Below are 25,872 nucleotides of genomic sequence, written 5' to 3'. Positions count from 1 at the left end.
CTCCATATTGTTTGTTGTGGAATGCCGGTGAGCCGGCATCCTCATTTGGATGCGGGTGTGATCCTCCTCACAGCTCCGCGCTTGCGCTGGGCATAACCTGCTATGCCGATGGCAATCAGCAGGGTCACGCCGTTGAACAGCGGTTCGACGAAGAACGACCCGCCGAATTGCTGAATTCCTGATATGCCGACCGCGAGGATGATGACGCCGATCAAAGTGCCCCAGACGTTCACGCGGCCCGGCTTGATCGTCGTCGATCCCAGAAATGCGCCGACCAGCGCCGGCAGCAGATATTCAAGACCGACGCTCGCCTGGCCGATGCGCAGCTTCGAGGCGAGAAGGACCCCGGTCAGAGCAGCCAGCAGGCCGGAGGTGACGAATGCGCCGATCACGAACTTGCGGACCGGAATGCCATTGAGGGCCGCAGCCTTGGGATTGGCGCCGATCGCGTAGAGATACCGGCCGATTGGCAGGTATTCGAGCACGATCCACATGCAGATGGCGATTAAGAGCACATAGAAGCCGGTGATCGGCAGGCCGAACAGCATGGTGCCGTTCAGCGCATAAAAACCTTCAGGCAGGACACCGACCACCTGCCGCCCGCCGGTGTGCCAAAGGGCAAGCGCGTAAAGAACCGTGCCGGTGCCGAGCGTGGCGATGAAGCTGTCGATCTTGGCGACTTCGACCAGCAGGCCGTTGATGAAGCCCGTGAGGACGCCAAGCGCGAGAACGATGAGGACGGCGACCGGCCAGGGCAGGCCGTAGGCCGTCTGCAAGCTGATGGCGAGGATGTGCCAGAGTACGATGCCGTAGCCGACTGTCAGATCGATGCGGCCCGATGCCATCGGGATCATTGCAGCCAGGGACAGAAGCGCGATGATCGCCTTGTCGGAGACGATCGAGCGAACGTTCAGCACGGTCGGGAACGTATCCGGCAGCAGGATCGAGAAGATCACGATCAGGCCGAGGGTCAGGATCACCAGTCCGTAGACCGGGATCAGGCGGCCGATCTTCTGGCCAATGGACAGGCCGGCCATTTCGCTCTTGGTCGGCTCCAGCGCGGTGGATTCAATGGATTGCATGGCTGTTCTCCCGATGGCTCAAGCCGCTTCCGATGCGGAGGCGGCTGTGATGACCGCCTCCGTCGTCAGAGCGCTTCCAGTCAGTTCGCTGACGATTTTGCCGCGCGAGAAAACCAGCGCGCGGTGGCAGATATGGGCGATTTCCTCGAAGTCCGTCGAGACGACGACAACCGCCAGACCGGCTTCCAGCGCCTGGGTGATCAGGCGGTAGATCTCGGCGCGTGCGCCGATGTCGACGCCGGCGGTCGGATCTTCGGCGACCAGCAGCTTGCGGCCGGTCGCCAGCCAGCGGCCGACGACGACTTTCTGCTGGTTGCCGCCCGACAGCGCCTCCACCGGCAGATCCGGGTCATTCGGACGCAAGCCGACGGTGTGGCCGATCGCATGGGCAAGATCGGCCTCGCCGCGCGGCGACAGAACGGAGAAAAGTCCGCGGCCGACGGCGCCTGGATTGAGGTAAGTGTTTTCCCGAATGGAAAGCGAGAGCGCAACGGATTCCTCCGTCCGATCACGGGCGATCAATCCGATACCCGAGGCCATGGCCTGCCGCGGGCTGGAAAGATCCGGTACCTGGCCACGCAGCAGAACCGAGCCGTTGAAAGGCTCGCAGCCGAACAGCGCCCGGCCGATCCGTTCCTGGCCGGCACCGCGCAATCCAACCAGCCCAAGCAGCTCACCCTCGCGGATATCGAAGGAAATCGGGCTTGTGCCGGCACAGACGAGGTCGCGAACCTCGACGATCGCCTTGCCGGGCCTGATCTCGCTTTTGGAGAAGAGACTGTCGCCGCTGCGGCCGATGATCATCGTCACCAGTTCGTCGGGCGTGGTCTCGCTGACAGGTTTCTGTCCCACCATGCATCCGTCGCGCAGCACGGCGACGCGATCGGCGATGCGGAAAATCTCGTCCAGCCTGTGGGAAACGTAGATCATGCCGACGCCGCGCTCCTTCAGGGGGCGGATGGCATTGAACAGCCGATCGACTTCGTCGGCGGGAAGGCTCGCCGTCGGCTCGTCGAGCACCAGAACGTCGGCCTCGACGGCAAGCGCGCGGGCAATGGCGACAAGCGATTTTTCGGTGCGCGACAGGGCCGAGACCCGCGTCGTCGGATCGAAATCGCAGCCGACCAGTTTCAAGGCTTCCTTGGCACGCGCCTGTGTCCTGTTCCAATCGATCACGCCGCGACGCATCGAGAAGCCCTGTGACAGGCCCATGTTCTCGCCGACCGTCATCCACTCGATCAAACCGAGATCCTGGTGGATGAAGGCAACCGGCTGCCGCTCGTTTGGCTTCGGCGGTCGATGATGGTAGCTCTGGCCGCGGAACAGGATGTCGCCGGTATCCGGCTTGTAAATGCCGGCGAGCGTCTTGATCAGCGTCGACTTGCCGGCGCCGTTTTCTCCCAGCAGCGCAAGAATCTCGCCCTCGCGCAGATCGATCGAGACGTCACGCAGGGCCTGCGTGCCGCCGAAGCTTTTGGTGATCGATTGGAACTCCAGCAGTCTCTTGGCTTCCACTGTGGCTCCTCCCAAAGCTGCGGTTGTCATTGGCTGTATGTTATCGATAACATTCGGGGATGGTCAAGCGGAAAGATGACAATCTCGAATTTGGAATGAAGATTGACGTCAGCCGGCCTGAAGCCCGTCGAGAAGGCGCATCATTTCGGCAGAGTCCTTCGGCCCAAGCCCGGCCGCGCAGAGCAGTCGGTGAATTTCGACCACCGCCCCGGTCATCGGCAGCGGCGTCTTCGTCTTCAGCGCAAACGCCTGGAGCGAATCCAGGTCCTTCAGCATGTTGTCAATCCGTCCGGTCGGGGAGAAATCCCGGGCGGCGAATTTTACCATAAATTCCTGCAATATCCGACTGTCCGCCCTGCCGCCGGCAAGGGCTGACGGAATGGCTGAGGGATCGACGCCACCGGCCTCGGCAAGTTTGACGGCTTCAGCGACGGCCTGAAACAGCACGGCGCAGAACAGCTGATTGATCAGCTTGGTGGTCTGCCCGGCGCCGGAGGCGCCCATCAGCGTGTAATTGGCGGCAAGATGCCGCATCACCACGCGCGCCCGCTCGAAATCCTCAGGGCTGCCGCCGGCCATGATCGTCAGCTTTCCGCCGAGAGCGCCCGGCACACCGCCGGACAACGGGCAATCCACCCATGCCATGCCCGTTTCCGCACGCAGCCGCTTCGCCATGTCGGCCGTCTCGGCCGGATCGATGGAGGACATGTCGATCAGCAGCTTGTCAGCGCTGGCCGCCGCCGCAACCCCCTTCTCGCCGAAGACGACGGCGCGCACGATGCTGGCGTGATTGAGGCTGAGAACGCAGAATTCTGACGCTGCGACGGCATTCTCCACGGAAGGCGCCGCGTGGGCACCCTGGCTGTGAGTGCCGCGACCTTTTCGGCATCGAGATCGAAGACCGATACTTTGTGCCCGGTTTCGATCAGTCGCGTGACGATCGCCGTTCCCATGATGCCCGCGCCGATGACGGCGACGTCTGCTCTATAGTCATCCTGCATGATTATCTCCTCCCTTGACCGCCACGCCGCTCAGCCCTTTGCAAGCCAGCGCCACAATATCCTCCAACACATTCTCGATCGCCACCGTCACGACGCCGGCTTCACCGGTCGGCGGCTCCAGCGTCTGCAACTGGCTGTCAAGCAGCGACGCCGGCATGAAGTGGCCCTGACGGGCCTGCATCCGCGACAGCAACAGATCGCGCGTCCCCTCCAGGAAAACGAAGGCCAGGCGCCCGCCCGCCGCCTGACGCAGCCTGTCCCGATAGGTTTTCTTCAGCGCCGAACAGGAAATCACCAATCCCTGCGACGCCTTTTGCGCGGTATTAATTTCCTCGCCGATCCGGTCGAGCCAGGGCAGCCGGTCGGCGTCGGTGAGCGGTATGCCCTCAGCCATCTTCTCGACATTGCGAGGCGGGTGGAGTTGGTCGCCCTCCACAAAACGCATGCCGTTTCGAGCGGCGATGCCCGCTCCGACTGAGGATTTGCCGCAACCGCTCACCCCCATGACCACGACGGCCAGAGGCAGCGCTTCTTTTTCGAGCTCCATCGGCGCGTCTCTGTCAGAGGCAGGTCGTGATGCCGCCGTCGACATACAGCGTGTGGCCGTTGATGAAGGACGAGCCGCGACCCGCCAGGAAAACGGCAGCACCCACCAATTCTTCGACATTGCCCCAGCGCCCGGCCGGCGTCCGCTTCTCGAGCCAGGACGAGAATTCTGGATTGTCGACAAGCGCCTGGTTGAGCGGCGTCTTGAAATAACCGGGCGCAATCGCGTTGATCTGCAGGCCGTGCTTGGCCCAGTCGGCGCACATGCCGCGCGTCAGATTGCGCACCGCACCCTTGGTCGCCGTATAGGGGGCGATGCCCGGGCGGGCGAGCTCGCTCTGAACCGAGGCAATGTTGATGATCTTGCCCTGACCGCGGGCAATCATGGCTTTGGCGGCTGCCTGGCCGACGTAAAACACGCTCGAAATATTGGTGGTCAGCAGCAGTTCCCATTTGTCCGCCGGAAAGTCTTCCAGCGGCGTGCGAAACTGCATGCCGGCATTGTTGATCAGGATGTCGAGCGGCCCGATATCGGCCTCGATCGCATCGATGCCCGCTTTGGCGTCATCCTTGCTGGTCACGTCGAAGATGGCGGCATGGGCAGACAGGCCTCGAGCCTTGAGACTTTCCACTGCGCGTTTGACGCTTTCGGGCGTGCGGCCGTTGATGATGACCTCGGCGCCGTGCTGCGCCAGACCCTCGGCCAGCGCATAACCGATCCCCTGGCTCGAGCCGGTGATCAGGGCAAGCTGCCCGGTCAGATCAAACAGGTTCTTCATGCAAATAACTCCTCCGGTGTCGCTGCGAATGACGGCTTATACCGCCACTCGCGGTGAAACTCACTTGACATCGCTTCTCCGGATTATATGTTATCGATAACATAATCAACTGCCAAAATGCGGGACGGAGACGGAATGCCTGACGTAGAGATCTTGATGACCGGAGCTTATCCGGAATGGGACATGGTCGATCTGGAGGCGAAGTATCGCGTTCACCGCCTGTGGGAAGCGGCAGACCGGCAGGAACTGATTGCAAGGATCGACAAGGATATTCGCGCCATCGCGACGCGTGGCGAACTCGGCGCCTCCGCCGAGCTGATGAAGCAATTGCCGAGGCTGGAGATCGTCTCCTGTTACGGCGTTGGCACCGACGCCATCGACCTCTCCTATGCCCGCGCCAACGGCATTCGCGTCACCAACACACCTGATGTGCTGACCGAAGATGTCGCCGATATCGCCATCGGACTGCTGCTTGCCACAGCGCGGCAGATCCCGCAGGCCGATGTCTTCGTCCGCGCCGGCCAGTGGGGCAATGTCGCCATGCCGTTGGTGACGCGGGTCTCCGGCAAGAAGGTCGGACTTGCCGGCATGGGTCGGATCGGCAAGGCGATCGCCAAGCGGGCTGCCGCTTTCGGCTGCGACATCTCCTATTTCGCCCGCAATGAGCACACGGATGTTGCTTATGCCTACCAGCCGGACCTGGTCGCACTTGCCGATTGGGCCGATTTTCTGATCGTCATCGTCCCCGGCGGGCAAGCGACCATGAAGATCATCAACGCCGATGTGCTGAAAGCGCTCGGTCCAAACGGCATGTTGATCAACGTTTCGCGCGGAACGACGGTCGATGAAGAGGCGCTGATCACAGCCCTTCAAGACGGCACCATCCAGGCCGCCGGCCTCGACGTCTTTTTGAACGAACCGAAGATCGATGCGCGTTTCCTGACGCTCCAGAACGTGGTGTTGCAGCCCCATCATGGCTCCGGTACGGTCGAAACTCGCAAGGCCATGGGCCAGCTGGTCAGAGACAACCTCGCAGCGCATTTTGCCGGCAGCCCGCTTCCAACTCCCGTCGTGTGAGGGTTTCGATATGAAAGCCATCGTCATTCATGCCGCCAAGGATCTCAGGATCGAGGAGCGCGAGCCGGAGGCTGCGGGAGAGGGGCAGGTGGAGATCGCCATCGAAGCCGGCGGCATTTGCGGCTCCGACCTGCATTATTACAATCATGGCGGCTTCGGCACGGTTCGCCTGCGCGAGCCGATGATCCTCGGCCACGAGATCGCCGGCACGGTCAAGGCGCTCGGTGCCGGTGTGAGCGACCTTGTCGTCGGCGACCGCGTTGCGGTTTCTCCGAGCCGGCCGTGCAATCATTGCCAATATTGCCTGAAGGGACAGCAGAACCACTGCCTCAACATGCGGTTTTACGGCAGCGCCATGCCGATGCCGCATATTCAGGGCGGCTTTCGCCAGCGGCTGGTGGCGGAGCGCTGGCAATGCCACAAGGTCGCCGACGGCGTTTCCATTCACGAGGCCGCCTTCGCCGAACCCTTTGCCGTGACGCTGCATGCGGCCAGCCGCGCAGGGTCGCTACTGGGCAAACGGGTGCTCGTCACCGGCTGCGGCCCGATCGGCATGCTGGCGATCGTTGCCGCGCGTGTTCTCGGCGCCCGCGAAATCGTCGCGACCGATGTGACCGACAGCGTTCTGGCGATCGCCCGCACCAGCGGCGCGGATCGGACGATCAATGTCGCCACGCATGCCGCCGATCTTGCCGCTTACGGCGCCGACAAGGGATATTTCGACGTCATGTTCGAGGCGTCGGGCAATGAGCGGGCGGTGCGCGCCGGCCTGGAGGCACTGAAGCCCCGCGCCGTTCTCGTGCAGCTCGGCCTTGGCGGCGATGTCTCCATCCCGCAGAACATGATCGTCGCCAAGGAAATCGAGATGCGCGGGACATTCCGCTTTCACGAGGAATTTGCCCTTGCCGTCGAACTGATCAACGCGCGCCGCGTCGATCTGAAGCCGCTGCTGACAGGTGTTTTTGCCATCGAAGAGGCCGTCGCCGCCTTCGAATTGGCCAGCGACCGCAGCAAGTCGATGAAGGTGCAGATCGCCTTCTGACATCGGCGCCCATTATTGGGCGCCGCGATCCGTGCTTTCGCGGAGGACGACCCTGTAGCCCGTCAATGTGATCTCGTCGCCGGTCGCCTCGCCGCTGCCCTGCAAGGCATCGAGCAGGCGGGCGGCGGCCTGGCGGCCGATGCCGTAACAGTCGACATTGATGGTGGTGATGCTGGGGTGACAGATCGACGAGATCTCGTAATCGCCGAAGCCGGCAATGGCGATATCCCCCGGCACGCGCATTCCCCGGCGTTTGCATTCCATGATCGCGCCGAAGGCGGACAGGTCGGAGACGCAGAGAACGACCTCGGTATCCGGCCAACGCTCCAGGAGGCTGACGATCGCCTGGCCGCCCTGTTCCATACTGATCGGCGGCACGCCGAAGGAAATCGCACGCCCCGGTCCCAAACCCAGTTCCTCGACGGTCCTCAGAAAACCGCTTCGTCGCTGGCTGCCGCGCGTATCGCGCGCCGTCGTACCTCCGATATAGCCGAACCTGCGATAGCCCTGGCCCGCTAGCGCCCGCACCAGCAGGGACATCGCCTCGCTGTTGGAAAAGCCGACGACATGATTGATCGGCTCTTCCGGAATTTCCCAGGTTTCAACCACCGGAATGCCGGCCTTATTAAGCATGCGCCGCGCCCGGTCGGTATGCGAACCGCCTGTCAGGATGATGCCTTCGGGGCGCCGGCGCAGCATCGCCTCGATCAGCTTTTCTTCTTTCTCGGCGGAATAGTCGGTATAGCCGAGAAGAAGCTGAAGGCCGGTATCTTCCAAGGCATCCGTGATGCCGCGGGCGGTGTCGGAAAAATTCGAATTGTTGATCGAGGGCACCAGAGCCGCGATGAACCCGCTGCGACGAGAGGAAAGACTGCCGGCCGACAAGTCGAGTACGTAACCGAGCGCATCGACGGCTTCCATGATGCGCTTTCGGGTCTCTTCGGAAACGCTCGCATCCTGCCGAAAGGCGCGCGAAACGGTCATGGCCGATACGCCGACATATTTGGCGACCTCAGCCATCGTCAGCTTTTGGGCGTCGCCTCCCTTGAGACGCTTGTCTTTTGGCTCATCCTCGTTTTTCACTGGGCTCCGCTTTCAAAACAGCTTCCGAGTTGGGCAACTCAGCACACGATAAAGTTATCGCTATCATCGCACAATCGATATTATTGCAGGAATGCCGCGTTCCACAGTTCGCCGATCTCTGTACGAAGAGCGAAAAACAGAGCATTATGATATCGATAACAAATTGAGGTGAGGAAGCATGATGTTCGGAGAGATCGAGGGGACGGGGTTCGAGGTTCTCGACCCGCGCTTTGAAAACTGTTTCGTCGGCCATGCCCGCGTCGAGCGGCTTTGGACGGGCGGGCGCTGGCTGGAAGGACCGGCCTGGTTTGCCGCCGGGCGCTATCTGGTCTTCTCGGATATCCCCAACAATCGCATGATGCGTTATGACGATACCAGCGGGCATACATCGGTCTTCCGCTCGCCCAGCAACAACTCGAACGGCAACACGGTCGACAATCAGGGACGGCTGATCACCTGCGAGCATCTGGCGCGCCGTGTCACGCGAACGAATTTCGACGGCGGGATCACCGTGCTGGCCGATCGCATTGCCGGCAAGCGGCTCAATTCGCCCAACGACGTCGCCGTCAAATCCGACGGGACGATCTGGTTCACCGACCCGAGCTACGGCATCCTCCACGATTATGAGGGCGACTACGGGGAAGAGGAAATCGGCGGATGCCATGTCTATCGGCACGATCCGGCGACAGGCGCAACCGAGCGGGTGGCCTCCGATTTCGTCAAGCCGAACGGCCTGGCTTTCTCCCCCGACGAAACGATGCTCTATATCGCCGATACCGGAGGGACGCATCTGCCCGGCGGCCCGCGTCATATTCGAAAGCTCGCCGTATCCGGCGACGGAACGCTGACCGACCTCGGCATCTTTGCCGAATGCACCTCGGGCTTTTTCGACGGCTTTCGTGTCGACCGGAAGGGCAGGATCTGGACGAGCGCCGGCGACGGTGTGCACGCCTACGATCCGGATGGCACGCTGCTCGGCAAGATCCATATTCCCGAGATCGTCTCCAATGTGGCTTTCGGCGGCGAGAAATTGAACCGCCTCTTTATCACTGCCACCACGTCGCTCTATGCCGTCTATCTCACGGCCAACGGGTCGAGAGCCGGGTAAGCGCTCTCCGCAGCAGCGGCCGCCTTCCCAGGCGGCCGCTGCTTTGCGATGCTCCTTCTTCATCACTGGCTAAGTCCGTCGGCCAACCTGACGAGACCGAGGAAATCCGACCTGTAGCCGAAGGGATCGGTTCCCCGCGATGCCGCGGCGAGATCGGCAATCGCCTGATAGGAATAGGCATCCAGCGCCGCGATCCGGCTCAGTTTCTGGCCGAAGGCGGCGACGGCCACCGAGAAGCGGACGTCCCCGGGCGCGGCGTCGACGGTGGTGACCGTGTTGCCGTCGCCGACCGGCGTGGTGATCAGGGCGCTCTTGTCCTCGCCCGGCCGCTTGTAACGCATCTTGACGAAGGCAAGCTCGCCCTGATGCGTGCCGTCCGATGTCTCGGCCGGCGCCTTGCCGGCTGCGCCGTAACGCAGGTCATCATTCATGACCGCGGGGCTTCCCTTGGGCGTGATCTCGTAGATCGCCGTGACGCTGTGGCCGGAGCCGATATCGCCGGCATCGACACGGTCATTGTTGAAATCCTCGCGGTTGAGGGCGCGCGTCTCGTAGCCGATCAGCCGGTATTCGGCGATCCGTTCCGGGTTGAACTCGACCTGGAACTTGACGTCCTTGGCGATCGGAAACAGCGTCGACCCGGCCTCTTCCACCAGCGCCTTCTGCGCCTCCGCCAGCGTGTCGATATAGGCGGCACTGCCATTGCCGTTCTGCGCCAGCGTCTGCATCAGGGAATCGTTGAGATTGCCGCGCCCGAAGCCGAGAACGGTGAGGAAGATGCCGTCCTTGCGCTTCTCTTCGATGATGCGCTTCAGATCCTCGTCGCTCGACGGGCCGACATTGAAGTCGCCGTCCGTCGCCAGCATCACCCGGTTGACGCCGTCCTTGACGAAGGCCTGTTTGGCAAGATTATAGGCCGCCTCGATGCCTTCGGCGCCGCCGGTCGAGCCTCCGGCCTCCAGCCTGTCGATGGCCGAGAGGATCTTCGGTTTCTCCGCCACCCGCGTCGGCTCGAGCACCGTGCCGGCATTGCCGGCATAGGTGACGATCGAGACTGTATCGTCGGCCTTCAGCTTGCTGACCAGAAGACGGAAGGCGCTCTTCAGCAGCGGCAGCTTGTCTGGCTCGTCCATCGAGCCCGAGACGTCGATCAGGAAGACGAGATTGGCATGCGGCGCGGTCGCCGGCGCAATGTCATAGCCCTTGATCGCCACATGCATCAGTTCCGTGTCGTGATTCCAGGGTGTCGGCATCACCGTCACGGTCGCCTTGAAGGGCTGATCGGCCTTCTCGGGAGCCGGCCAGTCATAGGGGAAATAATTGATCATCTCCTCGACACGAACCGATTGCGGATCCGGCATCACCCCGCCCGTCAACGACCGGCGGACGAAGGAATAAGAGGCGCTGTCGACATCGGCGGAGAAGGTCGAGACTGGATCGGTCGCCACACTCTTGATCGGATTTGCCGCGGCATTGGCAAACCGCTCGCGGCTGGGATCGAGCTGGATCTGCATACGCCCATCTGCAGGCAAAACAGGCGAGGGGGCAACGGCCATCGGTTCAGCCAATAGCTGGCCCTGAGCAACCACGCCGGGAGCAGCCGGCGCAGCCCGTTTTGCCATGCCAAGTGCCGCGGCGGATTCCTCCGACTTGTTCTTAAGACCGGCAATCTCGCCGGCATCGAATTCAGCGCGCAACTCCGCAGCGGACTTTGCGGCCTGAGGCTCCTTGTCCTGCAAGACTTGAGTGCTATCAGCCGCCGACGATTGAGCCGGCCGATTCTCTTCGGCTGGCGCTTCGGAAAGCCGAGGTTCGGTCGGTTTCGGCAATTCGTTTTTCGAAACAGTGCCGGCGATCTTTTCCTGGTCGACGATCGGTTGGTTGCGGGCCAGCTCGAGGGTGAGGTAACCGGCGGCGGGAATGACGAGCAGCGTCGCAAGGGCTGAACCGGCGAGGAATTTCTTATTCACAGCAGAGCTCCATATCCAGTTGATGATGGAGCTTGGACGCCAGTCTTTCGCATTTCCTTGGGCTGCCCCTGCATTATTTTCTGCGTTGTCGAAGGCCTGCATCGCCGCGGCAAGGGCGCGTGCACGCGCTTCCGGATCGGTTGCCGGCGGGGTGAGGCGGGAGAGTTTTTCGAGTTCCTTGTCCATCATACCTCTTCCTTGCCGAGCATGGCCTTCAACCGCTTGCGCGCCGCGTGGACCTGCCAGGACACGGTCGTTTCCGAGCAGCCCATAACATCGGCGGCGGCCGAATGGCTGAGGCCTTCGCCATAGACGAGCAGCACGGCGTCGCATTGGCGTTCCGGCAAAGCGCGCACGGCCGCCCATAATTCGCTCGACAGCTCGTCGTCGTTTCCGCCCGGTGCATCCTGCTGCGGTTCGGCGGCGTAAGCCCGGAATGTCTGCTCTTCCCGCGCAAGTTTGCGTCGATGGTCGCGGGCGGCGTTGAGCGTCAGCGTGTAGAGCCATGTCCTGAAGCGACTGGTGCCGCGAAAGCCGCGGATCGCCGCACCGAGCTTGACGCAGACCTCCTGGGCGATGTCGTCGGCGTCGGCGGAACTGCCCGACCATCGCCATGCCGTCGCGTGGACGAAATCATAATGGCGCGAGACCAGTTGCCCGAAGGCCTCCCGGTCGCCGCCCTGCGCTCGTTCTATGAGCTCCGCATCCAATGCGCACCTACCCCCAAGCTATCAAGCAAGATGCTATTTCGGGATTGAGACGTTTCTCCAGTGGCTTTCCTTGGGTCGACGACGAAAAAATATCGGATTTTTTGAAAAAGCGGCAAAGCCTTGAAATGCAGGATCAAAATAAGGAAGCATCGCGACATCCATGGGTCGCGGCCAGACAGATTGCCTCCGCCGCAAAGGCGCATGATGGGGTGAGAGTCGGCCAGGGACGTCAATCCGCAGTCCCAAATCGAAAGGACCCTGCATGTCCGCTCCACCGCCTGTCCCCACCGAAAAAGGCATTCTGCAGTTTCTCCAGATTTGCGATAGCTTCTATCCCACTGAGGCCGTCGAAGCGTCGGTCGAGCAGCAGCGGCGTTGGTACGATGCGCTTTGCGCCCGCTTCGACCGCCCGCTGCCCCCGGATTTGATCTTTGCGGACGGCATGGTCCAGCGCATACCGATCCGGCGCTACCGTCCGCGGAAAATCGTCACCCGGACCATCCTGCTCTATATCCATGGCGGCGGCTTCGTCGTCGGTTCGCTCGAGAGCCATCATGCCATCTGCGCCGAGATCGCCGATTTTGCCGGCGCCGAACTCGTTTCCGTCGATTACCGGCTGGCCCCTGAATATCGCTGGCCGGCACAGACGGATGACGGCTTCGCCGTGCTCAAACATCTGCTTGCCGCCAATAACAAGGTCGTGCTGATCGGCGACAGCGCCGGCGGCAACCTTGCGGCGGGGCTTGCATTGCGGGCGCGCGACGAGGACCTCTCCGGCGTCGTTGGCCAGGTGCTGATCTATCCCGCGCTCGGCGGCGACCTCAATGCAGGCTCCTATGTCGAAATGGCCGCCGCACCCGGCCTGACGACGGCCGATGTCGCCTATTATCGCGAGATTCTGCAGGCGCCAGAAGGAAATGGGATCGCCGAGCCACTCCAGGCGTCTTCGCTTTCCGGGCTGCCGCCGGCCTTCATCACGGTCGCGCATTTCGACCCTTTGAGAGATGACGGCCGGCATTATGCCGCCCGGCTTTCCGAAGCGGGCGGCGAAGTCTGGTTCCGGGAGGAGCCGCAGATGGTGCATGCCTGGCTGCGCGCCCGTCATATGAGCGATGGCGCTCGCGATGGCTTTCATGCCGTCTGCGAAGCCGTCCGGCATTTCGCCGCGCCCTGACGATCACATCAGGTCGCGTGAGATCCGCTTTTCCGCAAAGATCTTTTCGAAGATCTGCACGTCGTCCTCGAAAGCGGTAACGACGGCGCTGACGATCCAATGGGTGGCGGTGCAAGCAATCCGCGCCGTTGCCACGGTCCGCACGAACCAGCCGGGGCGGCGCATGTCGCAGGTCCAAGTCGACACACCGGTCATCGACAACGGATCATCGGGTGAAATCGACCAGACTTCCTCGCGCAATTGCCGGGTCGACAGGCCCGTCTCAGGATGTTCGTAGAGCCCGGTATCCTCGTGGATGCGATAGTCCGTCCGGTTGCCCGAGAGGTTGCGAACGACCTGGCGCTCCGTCGCCGCCGCGGCATGCTCGATATATCGAGGCAGGGGATCGGGATTGGCCGGCTCCTTGATTTCGATCCGGCGATGGTCGCCGAGCATCGGTAGCCCCAGGCCGAGCGATGCCATATCGATCTCGATTCCCTCATCCTCAGGCGGTGGAAGGATCATCGGCCAATAGGCGGTGGAAAGTGAAAGGCGGATGCGATGTCCCTTGCGGAAGCGATAGCCGCAGGCGTCGAGCACGAGACGGATCGACACCATCTCGCCCGGGATCAGCGGTTTCGGATCGGCATTGCCGTCGCGTTGGGTGAGATTGACGACGCCGAAGGCGACCCGCATTGCCGTACCATCAGGATGGACGTCGATCAGCCGGGCGCAGAGATTGCCGCCCGACGTCCGGGAGCGCAGCGCAAGCGTCAGCACCGGCCGGCCGAGATAGTCGCAATCGCCGGAAAGCGGCATGGTATCGAAGACTAGCGAACCGGCATCGTCCGAGCGCTGATCGATCGCCATTTCGGCGTCGGGCTTCAGCGTGAAATATTCACCGGATGCCGTGCCGGTATCAAGCGGAGAGTGGAGATAGACGGGATGTTCGGGCGCATGCGGGATCGGCATGCCTTCCGTCAGCCTGCCGAATTGCTCGACGTAAAAACACTGCATGCGCGGCGGCGTCCAAACGTCCCTGGCGATCCAGAAACCAGTGTCGCTGTCGCGGCGCGGAGCGGGCCTGATGGCATCGAGAATATAGGCGCGGGCCTGCGGCAGCCTTTCGATGCCATTGTCCTCGCCACGCAGCCATCTGTTCCACCAGGCGATCGCTTCGCCATGGAAATCCGCACGCGGTTTCGGCCAGGCGAAGTGCGGATATTTGTGCACCCAAGGGCCGATCAGCGCCTTGGCCTTATCGCCGAGGCCTTCGACCGCCATCAGCGGCGTGTTGCGGTAACCGTCGGCCCAGCCGGCAATGACCAGCGTTGGGATCTCGACGCTGGAAAAATCCTCCGAGATCGAGCCGTGGCGCCAGAAATCGTCTCGCCGCTGATGGCTCAGCCACTCCTCCATGAAAAAGGGTTCGCCCGCGAGACGCTCCAGCCACATCGCCTTCCAGCGCTCGCCGGCAAGCGCTGGATCGGGCGGGCGCGACTGGTAGCCGAGCATCGTCGCCGCCCATGAGAGCTGGGCGGAGAGATGGCAGCCGTTCTTATAATGGATGTCGTCATTGTAGCGGTCGACGGTCGAGGCGATCGAGATGACGGCCTTCAGGGCCGGCGGGCGCAGGGCTGCGACCTGCAGACTGTTGAAGCCGCCCCAGGAGATGCCCATCATGCCGACCGCGCCGTTCGACCACGGCTGCGCGGCAATCCAGGCGATCAGCTCACAGGCATCGGCAAGCTCCCGCTCGGTATATTCGCCGTCGATGACACCGTCGGATTCTCCCGATCCGCGGATATCGACGCGTACGCCGGCAATGCCGGCGGCGGCAAATACCGGATAGGTCGACTCGTCGCGGGGGCTGGTGCCGTCGCGCTTGCGATAGGGCAGGAATTCGAAGACGGTGGGAACCGGATCCTGCTCGGCGCCGTCGGGCATCCAGATGCGCGCGGCAAGCCGCGTCCCATCCTTCAGCGTGATCCATTCATTCTCGATGGTGGTGAAGCCGCGCGACGTCATGTCTGTTCCTTTCAATGACCGGCGCTTTCCATGCGCCGGGTCGCAAGCACGCGTTCCAGCCAGCCGATCTCCATCTCCGGCACCGATTTCAGAAGCAGATCGGTGTAATCGTCGAAAGGCGGCGACAGCGCCGTCGATTTCGGCCCGAACCGCACCAGCTTGCCGCGATGCATGACCGCCACGCTGTCGGCGATCGCCCGGACGATCGCGATATCATGGGTGATGAAGATATAGGACAGCTGCTCCTCCTCCTGCAGGCGAAGCAGCAGCTTGAGGATACCCTCCGCCACCAGCGGATCGAGCGCCGAAGTCGGCTCGTCGCAGAGGATGAGTTCGGGCTTGGCAGCAAGCGCTCTCGCGATCGCCACGCGTTGCTTCTGGCCGCCGGACAGTTCAGCCGGATAACGATCGACGAAGCCGTTGCCCATTTCGATCTGGTCGAGCAGCTCCTTCACCCGGGCGGTTTTTTGAGCGCCTCTCAGGCCATAATAGAAGGTCAGCGGCCGCCCGATGATGTCGCGAACCGTCTGCCGCGGGTTCATCGCCGTATCGGCCATCTGGTAGATCAGCTGGATGCGCCTCAGGTCGTCGTTCGCCCGGCTCTTCAAGCCGGGCATCAGCGGCTTGCCGTCAAAGACGATGCGTCCGCTGCTCGGCGGCAACAAACCGGTAATGACGCGCGCCAGGGTCGACTTGCCGGAACCCGATCTCGCCGACGACGGCGAGCGTCTGCCCCCTTGGCACATGCAGCGAGACATCGTGCAGCACCTTGAAGCCGTTAGAATATTCGGCGCTGACATGTTCCACCTTGAGCAGAGCCGCGGACTGGTCGGCGGCCTCCTCGCGATAGGCCTGCCTGACATTGACCAGCGCCCGGGTATAATCTTCCCGCGGCGCTTCGATGATCTGCCGCACGCTGCCATATTCCACCTGCTTGCCGTGGCGCAGCACCATGATGTCGTCGGAGACCTGGGCAACGACGGCAAGGTCATGGGTGATGTAGAGGGCGGCCGTGTGGGTTTCTTCGATGGCGTGCTTGATCGCCGCCAGCACGTCGATCTGGGTGGTGACGTCAAGGGCCGTGGTCGGCTCGTCGAAGACGATGAGTTCAGGGTTTGGGCAGAGCGCCATTGCCGTCATCGCGCGCTGCAGCTGGCCGCCGGAAACCTGATGGGCAAAGCGCTCGCCGAAGGTCTCCGGATTGGGCAGGCCGAGCACGCGGAACAGATAAAGCGCCCGTTTGCGCGCCTCCTCCCTGGTCATCAGACCATGTTTGAGCGAGGCTTCGATCACCTGATCGCCAAGCCTGTGCGCCGGGTTGAAGGCGGCGGCGGCCGATTGCGCGACATAGCAGACCCGGGCGCCGCGGATTTTCCGGATGCCGTTCTTCGAGAGCGTCAGGATGTCGGCGCCGTCGAGCCGCACCTCGCCGCCGGTGATTTCAGCGCCACCCCGGCCATAGGCCAGCGCGGAAAGGCCGATCGTCGACTTGCCGGCGCCCGATTCGCCGATCAGGCCGAGAACCTTGCCCTTCTGGAGATCGAAAGACACACCGTCGACGATCGTCACCCGCTTGGGCGGCTCGCCAGGCGGATAGCTGGTTGCTTCGATCTTCAGATTGCGGACGGAAAGAAGCTCAGGCATCGCCGCGCCCTCCCTTGAGGCTGGATGTGCGTTTCAGGAGCCAGTCGACGACGAGGTTGACACAGACGGCGAGCACCGCGATCGCCGTGCCCGGCACCAGCGCTGCCGATATGCCGAAGATGATGCCGTCCTTGTTGTCCTTGACCATGCCGCCCCAATCGGCCGCCGGCGGCTGAATGCCGAGGCCGAGGAAGGAAAGCGTCGACAGGAAGAGAATCGAGAAGGCGAAACGCAGCCCGAATTCGGCAAGCAGCGGCGACAGCGTGTTCGGCAGGATTTCGCGGAAGATGATCCAGAGCTTGCCTTCGCCGCGCAACTTAGCCGCCTCGACGAATTCCATCACCGCCACATCGAGCGCCACGGCACGGCCGAGACGGTAGACACGGGTGGAATCGAGGATCGCCATCACCAGGATCAGGACGACGATGTTTTGCGGCAGGACCGCAAGCACCACCAGCGCGAAGATCAGCGTCGGGATCGACATCATCAGATCGTTGAAGCGCGACAATGCCGTGTCGATGATGCCGCGCGAGACGGCGGCGGTAAAACTCAGGATGATGCCGAGCGAGAAGGAGATGATGGTGGCGGCTGATGAGACCAGGAGCGTCGTTCGCGCTCCGTAGATCAGGCGCGAGAGGATATCGCGGCCGAGATTGTCGAGCCCGAAAATATAGTGATCATCCGGCAGCTGCCAGACGTCGCCGACGACCTGCGTCTCGCCATAGGGGGCAATCCAGGGTGCGAAGAGCGCGAAGATGAAGGCTATGGCGATGCCGGTCATGCCGATCCATGCGGTGATGGGGATGTCTCTTGCTCTCATCGCGGATGCCTCAGCCGGGGATTGGCGACAATCGCGAGGATATCGGCCGTCATGTTGAGGAAGATGTAGACGGCCGCAAAGATCAGGCCGCAGGCCTGCACCACAGGCATGTCGCGCACGGTGACCGCGTCGACCATATATTGCCCCATGCCGGGATAGACGAAGACCACTTCGACGACGACGACGCCGACCACGAGATAGGCGAGGTTCAAGGCGACGACATTGATGATCGGCGCCAGCGCATTGGGGGCGGCGTGCTTCACGATCGAGCGGAAGCCGCTCAGGCCCTTCAGCTCTGCGGTCTCCATATAGGCCGACGACATGACCGATAGGATCGCGGCCCGGGTCATGCGCATCATATGCGCGAGGACGACGAGCACGAGCGTCGCGGTCGGCAGCGCGATCGCCTTCAGCCGCTCGACGAAACCCATGCTGTCATAAACGGTCGCCGGAAAGGTCGCCATGCCGAACTTCACGGCGAAGAAGAGGATCAGCAGATAGCCGATGAAGAATTCCGGCAGCGAGATCGCCGCAAGCGAGATCACATTGATGATCTTGTCCGGCATGCGGTTGCGGAAATGCACCGAGAACATGCCGAGACCGACGGCGAGCGGCACGGAAATCACTGCCGCAAAACCTGCCAGAAACAGCGAATTGCCGAGACGCTTGCCGATCTGTTCGCTCACCGAGTTCTTGCTTGCCCAGGAGGTGCCGAAATCCCCCTGAACGGCATTGCCGAGCCATTCGACGTAACGCGTCGTGACCGGACGGTTCAGCCCGAGATCCTGACGGATGTTGGCGACGGCCTGCGGTGTCGCCGACTGGCCGAGATAGGTGGTGGCGAAATCGCCGGGAAGGGCTTCCAGGCCGCCGAAGATCAGGATGGAGACAGCGAAAAGCAGGACGATACTGAGCACGAAGCGCTCGAGGATGAGGGCAAGCAGCGGAAAACGCTGCCGGAACCTCAAGCCGGGCAAGATATTGCTCGGGGCAGGATTGGTCATGGCGGAGGCCTCTCGTAAAACGTCGGGAGGACCGCGGGAGTTGATCCCACGGTCCCGGCTTCGTCGGAGATCGAAGGGCGTTGGCCCCTCAGGCGTCCAGCCAGACGCGGGTCGCGACATAACCGTTCGACATGTCGTTGCCGATGTCGTGGACGTAACCCTTCACCTGCTTGGTGGAGGCGTTCACGAAGTCGTTGAACATCGGCAGGATCACGCCGCCCTCGTCGCGCACCATCATCGCCATGGTCCGGTACATGTCCTTGCGCTTGGCTTCATCAAGCTCGGAGCGGGCCTGCAGCAGCAGCTTGTCGAAGTCGGGACGCTTAAACCGGGTATCGTTCCAGTCCGCCGTCGAGAGATAGGCGGTGGAATACATCTGGTCCTGCGTCGGCCGGCCGCCCCAGTAGGAGGTAGAGAAGGGCTGGACGTTCCAGACATTGGTCCAATAGCCGTCGCCCGGTTCGCGCTTGACCTCGATCTCGATCCCGGCCTTCTTGCAGCTTTCCTGATAGAGCACGGCCGCGTCGACGCCGCCGGGGAAGGCGACTTCGGACGTGCGCAGAAGAACCGAGCCGCTATGGCCTGATTTCTTGTAGTGGAAGGCGGCCTTGTCGGGATCGTAAACGCGCTGCTCGATGCCCTCGGGAAACAGCGCATAGGTGCTGTTGATCGGGAAGTCGTTGCCGACCTTGCCGTAACCGCCGAGGATCTTCTGCACCATGGTCTCGCGGTCCATGGCGTATTTGAGCGCCAGGCGCAGGTCGTTATTGTCGAACGGCGCCTTGTCGCAGTGCATGATGAAGACGTAATGGCCGCGGCCGGCGGTCGAGAGGATCTCGACATTGGGCGCGCGTTTCAGCAGATTGACGGTCTTCGGATCGACGCGGTTGATATAGTGCACCTGGCCGGACGAAAGTGCTGCGATGCGGGCGGTGGCGTCATTCATGCCGATAACTTCGATCGAATCGACGTAACCCCGGTCGCTGCGCCAGTCGTCCTTGTTCTTTTCGAAGGTGGCGCGAACGCCGGCCTCGAAGCTGGTGAGCTTATAGGGACCGGTGCCGATCGAGGCGAGCGGGTCGTCGACGCCGCCATTCGGCTGGATGACCAGGTGGTAGTCGGACAGCAAAAGCGGCATATCGGCATTGCCTTCGCTGAGCGTCAGGACGAGATTGCCGCCGTCGGCCTTGATCTCCTTGATCGAGCCAAGCACACCGAGCGCGCCGGATTCCGATTTTTTATCGGTGTGGCGCTTCAGCGTCGCAACGACGTCGTCGATCGTCAGTTCCTTGCCGTCGTGGAATTTGACGCCCTTGCGGATCTTGAAGGTCCAGGTGACCGCGTCTTTCGAGGCTTCCCAGGATTCGGCAAGCGCCGGCACGGCAGCACCGGTCAGCGGGTCGGATTCAACCAGCATGTCGCCCCAGCAGCGGCCGACGCAGAACATGAACTGCGACAGGAATTTCGCCGGGTCCTTGGAATCGGTTGCGGCACCGCCTTCGAGGCCGAGCTTCAGGTGGCCGCCGCGCTTCGGTTCGGCGGCTTCGGCACTTTCGGTGAAGAGCTTGTCGGCGACGGCAAGTGTGATGCCCGCCGCCATGGCGCGTCCCATGAATTCGCGGCGGCTGAGACCGCCCGCGGTGACGCGGCCTGCGAGATATTTGCTATAGTCGTTCATTCCCCAGTTCCTTCTTTGTGGTGCGTTGACAGAACTTCCGGGCAGGATCGCAGGCGGTTTCCTCTCCACCTCCGGTGCCCGCATCATGCGGGAAACATTGCGGTTGCTGCCGCCTCCTTATTGTCCTTTCCAGATAGGGCTTCGCTTCTCGGCAAAGGCCCGTGCGCCTTCCAATTGGTCTTCGCTCGAATAGAGCCTGTCGACGGTCGCAAACTGCCGCTTGGTGATCTTGTTCATGGCAGTCTGGAACGTCGAACCCTCCGCTTCGCGCACGATTTCCTTGATGGCCGCATAGACGAGCGGCGGCCCGCTTGCGAGCAGGCGGGCAAGCTCCCAGGCTCTCTCCATCAGCCTGTCGGCCGGCAGGATCTCGTTGACGAAGCCCCAGCGATGCGCCTCGTGAACGTCAAGCCAGCGTCCCGTCAAAAGCATGTCCATGGCGATGTGATAGGGGATGCGCTTCGGCAGCTTGATAGACGCCGCATCGGCAACCGTGCCCGAGCGGATTTCCGGCAGGGCGAAACTCGCATGTTCGGCGGCGATGATCAGATCGGCCGAAAGGGCGATCTCCAATCCCCCGCCGCAACAGATGCCGTTGACCGCTGCAATGACCGGCTTGTTGAGGTCGCGCAGTTCCTGCAGGCCGCCGAAGCCGCCGACACCGTAATCACCGTCGACCGCATCGCCTGATGCGGCCGCCTTGAGGTCCCATCCGGCGCAAAAGAACTTTTCGCCCCCACCCGTCACGATGGCGACGCGCAATTCCGGATCGTCGCGGAAATCCCGGAAGATCAATCCCATGGCACGGCTGGTCGCAAGGTCGATGGCGTTCGCCTTCGGCCGGTCGATGACGACTTCGAGCACCCCGCCGTTATGTCGTGTGCGAATGTGGTCGCTCAACCTATGCTACCTCCTCCGCCGTATAAGGGTATCGACCGCGGCAACACCTTGCCCTTCGGGAAGAACCATCAATGGATTAATGTCCAGTTCCTCCAGGCATGCCGCATTCTTTACGACATAATCTGCCGCTGCTGCGATAGCCGCAACCGCGGCGTCGAGATCGCCTCTCGGCCGCCCGCGATAGCCATAGATCAATTTTGCCTGTCTGAGGCGCGAGATCGCCGTGCGGATCTCGGTTTTCGTCGCCGGAAGCGGCAGGATGACGGAATCCTCGATCAATTCGACGAAGATTCCGCCCGCTCCCAAGGTGAGCGACAATCCGAAAACCGGGTCGCGGACGGCGCCGACAATGAGCTCAGCGACCGGCAGATCGATCATCTTTTCGACAAGATAGCCGGCATTCGGTGGCATTTCCGCCGCCGCGTTCGAGACCGCCTGACTATCCCTGAGGTTGAGTGCAACGGCACCGGCTTCGGTTTTGTGTGCAATGCCGAGACCCTTCAGCACGACGGGGAAACCGAGCCGTTCGGCCTGCTCGGCCGCCTGATGGGGAGAAAAAGCCTGCAGCCCCCGGGGAACGGGGAGGCCGCAGGCAGCAAGCTCCGCCTTTGCATCGGCTTCCGTCAAAGTCTCGATCTCACCGTCCATGGACGGCACGTCGAGCAGCGGCGGGGGAGGCGGGGCTTGCCAAGCTTGGCCGATGCCGGCTGCGACCACAGCTGCAACTATGGTTTCGTCGATGCCCGAGAAGGCGACGATGCCATTGGCCATCAGCCGATCGGCGACAAGTTCGGGCATATTCTCCGGAAGCGTCGCGAGAAGGCCGGCCAGCGCGCCGGTCGCAGAGGCAGCAGTGATGACCGCATCTGCCGTCATTGCCCATTCGGACGCATCGCAGCGGTCACTCCGCGGGAAGTCGAGGACGACCAGATTGAGGGCACAACCGCCTTCGAACATGGCGCTGAAGGCTTCGGTCTGGCGGGCGAAATCACCCCACACGAAAGTGTGGTAGTCGAGCGGATTGGAGAGTGTCACCATCTCGCCGAGAACCCGCCGCAGACGCGGCAGTTGCTGCGGCTGCAGCTCAGAGAATTCGACATTGCGGCCGACGGCGGCATCCGCCATCAGCGAAGCCTCGCCGCCCGAGCAGCTCATCGACGATATCGACCGGCTTGGCAGGGGGCCGGCGACATGCAGTAGCTTCAGGGTTTCGAGCAGCGCCGGCAGGCTCTGGACACGGCCGATGCCAAGGCGGGCGAGCACGGCATCCGCCACCGCATCGCTGCCGGCGAGCGAAGCGGTGTGCGACACCGCCGCCCGTTTTGCCTGTTCGGATCTGCCGACCTTCATCACGACCACCGGCTTCTTCGACCGGCGGGCAATGGCGGCAAGGCGTTCGAGGCCGGAGAGATCGCCGAAACCTTCGACATGAAGGCCGACCGCGGTGACGCGCGGATCCTCGATCAATGCGCAGGCGACATCGGCAAGCGATGTCTGCGCCTGGTTGCCTGCCGTGACCATATAGGCGATCGGTAGTCCACGGGTCTGCATGGTCAGGTTGATGGCGATATTGGAAGACTGCGTCAGGATCGCCACGCCGCATTCGATCCGCTTCATGCCGTGCTGATCGGGCCAGAGCAGCGCGCCGTCGAGACCGTTGATCAGCCCGTAGCAATTGGGGCCAAGGATCGGCATGTCGCCGGCCGCTGAAAGCAGCGCCTGCTGCAGGTCGGCGCCATCGGCAAGTTCCGCCGTCGCCTCGCTGAAGCCCGATGCATAACAGACCGCGCCGCCGGCCCCGGCTGCAGAAAGGTTGCGCACGATCTCGACGGTGAGCGTCCTGTTGACGCCGACGAAGGCGGCGTCCGGAACCGAAGGCAGATCGGCGACCGAGCGATAACACGGCCGTCCGAGCACCTCGTCGAGTTTGGGATGGACGGGCCAGATCTTGCCTGAAAAGCCCATGCGGTCGCACTGCTCGATCACCCTGCGCGCCTCGCGGCCGCCGAAGACGGCGATCGTTTGCGGTCTGAGCAGGCGGTCGAGCGGGCTGGATGTCATCGGCTCATGCTCCCAGAGGCCGAAGCAGGTCGCGGCTGATGATATGACGCTGTATTTCGGAGGTGCCGTCCCAGATGCGCTCGACGCGGGCATCGCGCCAGAAGCGGGCAAGCGGCAGGTCGTCCATCAGGCCCATGCCGCCGAAGATCTGGATCGCCTCATCCGTCACGCGTCCCAGCATTTCGGAGGCATAGAGCTTGGCAGAAGCGATCTGCCGGTCTGCCGGAAGGCCGGCATCGAGCCGCCAGGCGGCTGAAAGTGTCAGCCACTCGGCCGCGTCGATCTCGGTGATCATGTCGGCAAGCTTGAAAGACACACCCTGATTGGCGCCGATCGGCTTGCCGAACTGCTTGCGCTCGGCGGCATAGGGCAGAGCCATCTCGAAGACGCGCCGTGCTCGGCCGACGCAGGTGGCGGCCACCGTCAGCCGCGTGCCGTAAAGCCATTGATTGGCGATATCGAAACCGCGATGCACCTCGCCCAGCACCTGGGCTTGGGGTATCCGGCAATCTTCGAAGCTGAGCGTTGAGTTATGGTAACCGCGATGCGAAACGGAATCGTAGCCCTTGCGGATCTCGAAGCCCGGCGTGCCGCGATCGACGAGGAAGGCGGTGATCTTCTTCTTGATGCCCTTCGGCGTTTCCTCTTCGCCCGTCGCAGCAAAGACGATGACGAAATCGGCGACATCGGCATGGGAGATGAAGTGTTTCGTGCCGTTCAACACGAAGTCGCCGCCGTCGCGGCGGGCAGCACATTTCATGCCGCGCATATCGGAACCGGCATCCGGCTCGGTGATGGCGAGCGCGTCGATCTTGTCGCCGCGCACTGCCGGCAGCAGATAACGCTCGCGCTGCTCGCCCTCGCAGGCCATCAGGATGCCGGAGGGCCGGCCGAAGAAAACCGTCAGGCCGAGCGAACCGCGCCCGAGCTCCCGTTCGACCAGCGTGAAGGTGACATGGTCGAGCCCGGCGCCGCCGATCTCCTCCGGAAAATTGCAGGCGTAGAAACCGAGATCGATGCATTTGCGCTGGATCTCGCGGCCAAGCTCCGGCGGGACGATGCCGGTCCGCTCGACCTCGTTCTCATGCGGATAGATCTCGGCTTCGACGAAGGCGCGAACCGTCTTGACGATCATTTCCTGTTCTTGGCTGAGACCGAAATCCATGCCCTATCTCCTACCGCTTCTGGCCGACGTAACGGCCAGCACCTTCGGGCAGCGCCAACGCCGCGTGGGCGCTGGCGATCGCCTTCACCTTGTCGAGCACCGCGGCCGGCGCCGGCACCGCTTTGCCCGCCTTGCTGTCGACATGCAGCAGCATCTGCTCGGCGGTTGCGAGAGCTTCGCCCGTCGCCGTGTCGTAGAGAGTATGGAAGAGATGCAGCCGCTTTTCATCGACGGACAAAATCCGGCAGGTCGAATGGATCGCCTGGCCGAGCTTCGCCTCGCCGAGATGGCGGATGTGGCTTTCTACCGTATAGTAGCTCTGTCCCGCCTCGACATAGGCGAGATCGACGCCGATCAGGCGCAGCAATGCATCTGATGTATCGCCGAAAGCCTGCAGGTAGCGGTGCTCGGTCATATGGCCATTATAGTCGACCCAGGCGGGGCTGACCTTCGTCTCGACGAGCCTCAGCGGCTTCGACGGGTCGAACGACTTCGTCGCGCTGCCGCCCTCCGCCCAGAGCGATTGCTCGAAATCCTTCAACAGCTTGCCGGCGCCCCAGCCCTTGCCGCCGTCGCCGCCCTTCAGCGCCTGCAGGATGCCGACGAGGTTTTCGTCGCGGATGCGTTCGAGCGCGCGGATCGAGAGGCCCGCCGCCTGCTCGTCGGATTGCCGGCCGATCTTTTCGATCAGGGCGTCGTCGAGATCGACGACATCGGTGAGCTTGGTCCAGGGCCAGGCAAGGCAGGGACCGAACTGGGCGAGGAAGTGACGCATCCCGGCCTCGCCGCCGGCGATACGGTAGGTCTGGAACAGGCCCATCTGCGCCCAGCGCAGGCCGAAGGAGTAGCGGATGACATCATCGAGCGTCTCGACGGTGCAGATATCGTCATGGATGAGCCACAGGGCCTCGCGCCAGAGCGCTTCGAGCAGCCGGTCGCCGACGAAGGCTTCGATCTCCTTGGCGATGTGGACGCCCTTCATGCCGATCGGCAGCAGTCTTTCCATAGCCGCCTGGATGGTCGCAACCGAGGTCTTTGCGCCGCCGACGATTTCGACCAGCGGCAACAGATAGACGGGATTATAAGGGTGGGCGACGAAGAGGCGTTCGGGATGCGTCATGTCGCGCTGCAGATCGGTCGGCAGCAGCCCCGACGTGGACGAGCCGATCAGCGCGTCCGGGCGGGCCGCAGCATCGATCTCGGTCAGCACGCGGCGCTTGAGGTCGAGCCTCTCCGGCACGCTTTCCTGGATCCAGTCGGCAGCGGCGACGGCTTCCGCGAGCGTCGGGCAGAAGCGTAGCCTGCCTCGCGGCGGCAGCGGTGCACCGGTCAGCATGGCGTAGGCTTTTTCAGCATTGGCGATTACCTCGCCGACGATGCGGTCTGCTTCCGGATGCGGGTCGAACACATCGACGTCGATGCCGGCCAGCAGGAAACGGGCGATCCATCCGCCACCGATGACGCCGCCGCCGATACAAGCCGCCTTGCTGATCTTGGTCATGATAT

19 protein-coding genes and 2 pseudogenes are annotated in these 25,872 nt (G+C 62.7%); 4 read left to right on the top strand and 17 right to left on the bottom strand.

Features of this window, described 5'->3' with window-relative positions:
• Window positions 1–41: 41 nt before the first annotated feature.
• The 5 genes and pseudogenes from ACS4RS_RS28120 to ACS4RS_RS28100 all read right to left on the bottom strand — a co-directional run bounded on the left by ACS4RS_RS28120 (window position 42) and on the right by ACS4RS_RS28100 (window position 4,923).
• Window positions 42–1,082, bottom strand: a complete 1,041-nt coding sequence (locus ACS4RS_RS28120; RefSeq protein WP_439012658.1) for an ABC transporter permease subunit — start codon at window positions 1,080–1,082, stop codon at window positions 42–44.
• An 18-nt stretch (window positions 1,083–1,100) separates the two neighbouring features.
• On the bottom strand, window positions 1,101–2,597 hold the full coding sequence (locus ACS4RS_RS28115; RefSeq protein ID WP_439012657.1) for an ATP-binding cassette domain-containing protein: 1,497 nt from the start codon (window positions 2,595–2,597) through the stop codon (window positions 1,101–1,103).
• 108 nt (window positions 2,598–2,705) lie between these two features.
• Window positions 2,706–3,598: pseudogene (locus ACS4RS_RS28110) on the bottom strand (NAD(P)-dependent oxidoreductase).
• The gene (locus ACS4RS_RS28105) at window positions 3,588–4,145 is read right to left on the bottom strand and encodes a gluconokinase, GntK/IdnK-type (protein WP_439012655.1); all 558 of its coding nucleotides are present in this window, start codon (window positions 4,143–4,145) and stop codon (window positions 3,588–3,590) included. The pseudogene ACS4RS_RS28110 and the gene ACS4RS_RS28105 overlap by 11 nt, the downstream one beginning before the upstream one ends.
• 13 nt (window positions 4,146–4,158) lie before the next feature.
• Window positions 4,159–4,923 (bottom strand): SDR family oxidoreductase, encoded by a 765-nt coding sequence (locus ACS4RS_RS28100; protein WP_439012654.1) that lies wholly within the window; start codon window positions 4,921–4,923, stop codon window positions 4,159–4,161.
• A 135-nt stretch (window positions 4,924–5,058) separates the two neighbouring features.
• Here ACS4RS_RS28100 and ACS4RS_RS28095 point away from each other — a divergent pair, with 135 nt between their 5' ends.
• Both ACS4RS_RS28095 and ACS4RS_RS28090 read left to right on the top strand, forming a co-directional pair.
• Window positions 5,059–6,000 (top strand): 2-hydroxyacid dehydrogenase, encoded by a 942-nt coding sequence (locus tag ACS4RS_RS28095; RefSeq protein WP_439012653.1) that lies wholly within the window; start codon window positions 5,059–5,061, stop codon window positions 5,998–6,000.
• Between the two features lie 10 nt (window positions 6,001–6,010).
• Window positions 6,011–7,042: an L-idonate 5-dehydrogenase gene (locus ACS4RS_RS28090; RefSeq protein WP_449314058.1), complete on the top strand. Its 1,032-nt coding sequence runs from the start codon at window positions 6,011–6,013 to the stop codon at window positions 7,040–7,042.
• A gap of 12 nt (window positions 7,043–7,054) precedes the next feature.
• Here ACS4RS_RS28090 and ACS4RS_RS28085 read toward each other — a convergent pair whose 3' ends face one another.
• Window positions 7,055–8,125, bottom strand: coding sequence for a LacI family DNA-binding transcriptional regulator (locus tag ACS4RS_RS28085; protein WP_439012652.1), 1,071 nt, complete (start codon window positions 8,123–8,125; stop codon window positions 7,055–7,057).
• Between the two features lie 181 nt (window positions 8,126–8,306).
• On the opposite strand from ACS4RS_RS28085, the gene ACS4RS_RS28080 reads away from it, so the two are divergent.
• Window positions 8,307–9,233, top strand: coding sequence for an SMP-30/gluconolactonase/LRE family protein (locus ACS4RS_RS28080; RefSeq protein WP_439012651.1), 927 nt, complete (start codon window positions 8,307–8,309; stop codon window positions 9,231–9,233).
• A gap of 62 nt (window positions 9,234–9,295) precedes the next feature.
• On the opposite strand, the gene ACS4RS_RS28075 is transcribed toward ACS4RS_RS28080, so the two are convergent.
• Together ACS4RS_RS28075 and ACS4RS_RS28070 are read right to left on the bottom strand one after the other, a co-directional pair.
• Window positions 9,296–11,392, bottom strand: coding sequence for a vWA domain-containing protein (locus ACS4RS_RS28075; RefSeq protein WP_439012650.1), 2,097 nt, complete (start codon window positions 11,390–11,392; stop codon window positions 9,296–9,298).
• Window positions 11,389–11,913, bottom strand: a complete 525-nt coding sequence (locus ACS4RS_RS28070; RefSeq protein WP_439012649.1) for a sigma-70 family RNA polymerase sigma factor — start codon at window positions 11,911–11,913, stop codon at window positions 11,389–11,391. Before ACS4RS_RS28070 ends, ACS4RS_RS28075 begins: the two co-directional genes overlap by 4 nt.
• Before the next feature lie 262 nt (window positions 11,914–12,175).
• Here ACS4RS_RS28070 and ACS4RS_RS28065 point away from each other — a divergent pair, with 262 nt between their 5' ends.
• A complete protein-coding gene (locus tag ACS4RS_RS28065) occupies window positions 12,176–13,087 on the top strand; it encodes an alpha/beta hydrolase fold domain-containing protein (protein ID WP_439012648.1) in 912 nt (303 codons plus the stop codon).
• Window positions 13,088–13,090: 3 nt separating this feature from the next.
• Here ACS4RS_RS28065 and ACS4RS_RS28060 read toward each other — a convergent pair whose 3' ends face one another.
• From ACS4RS_RS28060 to ACS4RS_RS28020, 9 genes and pseudogenes are all read right to left on the bottom strand, one after another.
• Window positions 13,091–15,094 carry a CocE/NonD family hydrolase gene (locus ACS4RS_RS28060; RefSeq protein ID WP_439012647.1) on the bottom strand — a complete coding sequence of 668 codons (2,004 nt, stop codon included), beginning with the start codon at window positions 15,092–15,094 and terminating at the stop codon, window positions 13,091–13,093.
• Window positions 15,095–15,105: 11 nt separating this feature from the next.
• Window positions 15,106–16,738: pseudogene (locus ACS4RS_RS28055) on the bottom strand (ABC transporter ATP-binding protein).
• A complete protein-coding gene (locus ACS4RS_RS28050) occupies window positions 16,731–17,558 on the bottom strand; it encodes an ABC transporter permease subunit (protein ID WP_439012646.1) in 828 nt (275 codons plus the stop codon). The pseudogene ACS4RS_RS28055 and the gene ACS4RS_RS28050 overlap by 8 nt, the downstream one beginning before the upstream one ends.
• Window positions 17,555–18,562, bottom strand: a complete 1,008-nt coding sequence (locus tag ACS4RS_RS28045) for an ABC transporter permease (protein ID WP_184377460.1) — start codon at window positions 18,560–18,562, stop codon at window positions 17,555–17,557. The genes ACS4RS_RS28050 and ACS4RS_RS28045 overlap by 4 nt, the downstream gene beginning before the upstream one ends.
• A gap of 88 nt (window positions 18,563–18,650) precedes the next feature.
• Window positions 18,651–20,240 carry an ABC transporter substrate-binding protein gene (locus tag ACS4RS_RS28040; RefSeq protein WP_449314057.1) on the bottom strand — a complete coding sequence of 530 codons (1,590 nt, stop codon included), beginning with the start codon at window positions 20,238–20,240 and terminating at the stop codon, window positions 18,651–18,653.
• Between the two features lie 117 nt (window positions 20,241–20,357).
• Complete coding sequence (locus ACS4RS_RS28035) at window positions 20,358–21,140, bottom strand: carnitinyl-CoA dehydratase (protein WP_439012645.1); 783 nt, start codon at window positions 21,138–21,140, stop codon at window positions 20,358–20,360.
• 6 nt (window positions 21,141–21,146) lie between these two features.
• On the bottom strand, window positions 21,147–23,201 hold the full coding sequence (locus ACS4RS_RS28030) for an acetate--CoA ligase family protein (protein ID WP_439012644.1): 2,055 nt from the start codon (window positions 23,199–23,201) through the stop codon (window positions 21,147–21,149).
• A 4-nt stretch (window positions 23,202–23,205) separates the two neighbouring features.
• The gene (locus ACS4RS_RS28025; protein ID WP_439012643.1) at window positions 23,206–24,366 is read right to left on the bottom strand and encodes an acyl-CoA dehydrogenase family protein; all 1,161 of its coding nucleotides are present in this window, start codon (window positions 24,364–24,366) and stop codon (window positions 23,206–23,208) included.
• A 10-nt stretch (window positions 24,367–24,376) separates the two neighbouring features.
• Window positions 24,377–25,867, bottom strand: coding sequence for a carnitine 3-dehydrogenase (locus tag ACS4RS_RS28020; RefSeq protein ID WP_439012642.1), 1,491 nt, complete (start codon window positions 25,865–25,867; stop codon window positions 24,377–24,379).
• Between the last annotated feature and the right edge of the window lie 5 nt (window positions 25,868–25,872).

Source organism: Rhizobium sp. F40D2 (genome assembly GCF_051810745.2).
Lineage (GTDB): Bacteria > Pseudomonadota > Alphaproteobacteria > Rhizobiales > Rhizobiaceae > Rhizobium.
This window is presented reverse-complemented; position numbering and strand designations above follow the sequence as displayed.